Source organism: Paraburkholderia kururiensis JCM 10599 = LMG 19447, assembly GCF_003986935.1.
Lineage (GTDB): Bacteria > Pseudomonadota > Gammaproteobacteria > Burkholderiales > Burkholderiaceae > Paraburkholderia > Paraburkholderia kururiensis.
The window spans coordinates 1-1,083 of the sequence record NZ_RJZE01000101.1; the positions used below are offsets into that span (position 1 = coordinate 1).

Annotated in this window: 2 protein-coding genes and 1 pseudogene; all 3 read left to right on the forward strand. The window is 56.2% G+C overall.

Features of this window, described 5'->3' with window-relative positions; translation table 11 throughout:
• Nucleotides 1-290 precede the first annotated feature (290 nt).
• Complete coding sequence (locus PKKP23_RS33425; RefSeq protein ID WP_126880080.1) at nt 291-545, forward strand: AbrB/MazE/SpoVT family DNA-binding domain-containing protein; 255 nt, start codon at nt 291-293, stop codon at nt 543-545.
• The gene (locus PKKP23_RS33430; RefSeq protein ID WP_126880081.1) at nt 545-907 is read left to right on the forward strand and encodes a type II toxin-antitoxin system PemK/MazF family toxin; all 363 of its coding nucleotides are present in this window, start codon (nt 545-547) and stop codon (nt 905-907) included. Before PKKP23_RS33425 ends, PKKP23_RS33430 begins: the two co-directional genes overlap by 1 nt.
• A 74-nt stretch (nt 908-981) precedes the next feature.
• Nucleotides 982-1,083: pseudogene (locus PKKP23_RS33435) on the forward strand (IS5/IS1182 family transposase); the annotation flags it as partial.

The following is a 1,083-nucleotide window of genomic DNA, read 5'->3' on the forward strand; positions in this document are numbered from 1 at the left end:
CTGGAAGACCGCACGCCGGACGAGGCATACTTCGCGACGCTGCCTGCGATTAAATCGGCAGCATGAACGCCCCGGTGGTTCCACTTAAAAATCTCGGGACCCTGTCCGAACAAGCGACGCCACCTCTCTACGAGGCCGCGTTGATCGCAGCATGATCTGCTGTACGTGGAAACGAGGCAGGGTCACCAGAGCTATGTGACCGGCGCAGGCGCTGCAGGTGGTCGTATAAACATGTTGAAACTCCTCCACATTTCATCTATACTTGTTTATACGTTAATGGAGGTCGCATCATGGCAAAAACAGCAACGCTTACGATCCAGCAGTGGGGAAACAGCCTAGCTGTCCGCATTCCCGCAGCCGTCGCTCGCTCCGCTCACTTTGAGGCCGGACTGGAAGTGGAAGTGACAACCGATGAGGTTGGCGTGACAGTGAAGCCAGTCGGCCCGCGCAAGCTCACACTCGCAGAGAAACTGTCGAAGTTTGACCCGGCCACTCACGGCGGTGAGGCAATGGCAACAGGTCGCATCGGCGCGGAGGTGTTTTGATGGCGGGGGCCTTGTGGGTGCCGGATCGGTGCGACATTATCTGGATTGATTGCAATCCGCAGGTCGGCCGTGAGATGAAAGATATGCACCCGATGCTTGTCCTGTCGCCGAAGCCGTTTAATGAACGCACGGGCATCGTCATTGGACTGCCCATGACGACGGCCCAATACAACGATACGAATCCGTTTGCGATCAAGTTTCAGGGCCCGAAAAACGTCACGAGCTACGTGCTTGGACATCAACCCAAGTCATTCGACTGGCGTGCGCGAAACGCAAAGGCGCATCCGTGGAAGCGCGTGCCCGATGATGTTTTTGCGGCTGCGTGTGAACAGTTGAATCAGATCATCGCAATCTGCGACTAGGGATTCGCTGATCAATTGACTGCTGCTACACGATGCGTGCATGCTGAAAGCAACGGGAACATAACTCTACGGACATGAGCCAACGCAGCTTTGCGAGCGCCGAGTACGCGATGAAGAAGAAGCAAACACGGCGCGAGAAGTTTCTTGGCGAGATGGAGCGCATCGTGCCGTGGCCT

Coding starts and splice junctions, on each gene's coding strand:
- PKKP23_RS33425 (WP_126880080.1), top strand. CDS start 291: ATGGCAAAAACAGCAACGCTTACGATCCAGCAGTGGGGAAACAGCCTA.
- PKKP23_RS33430 (WP_126880081.1), top strand. CDS start 545: ATGGCGGGGGCCTTGTGGGTGCCGGATCGGTGCGACATTATCTGGATT.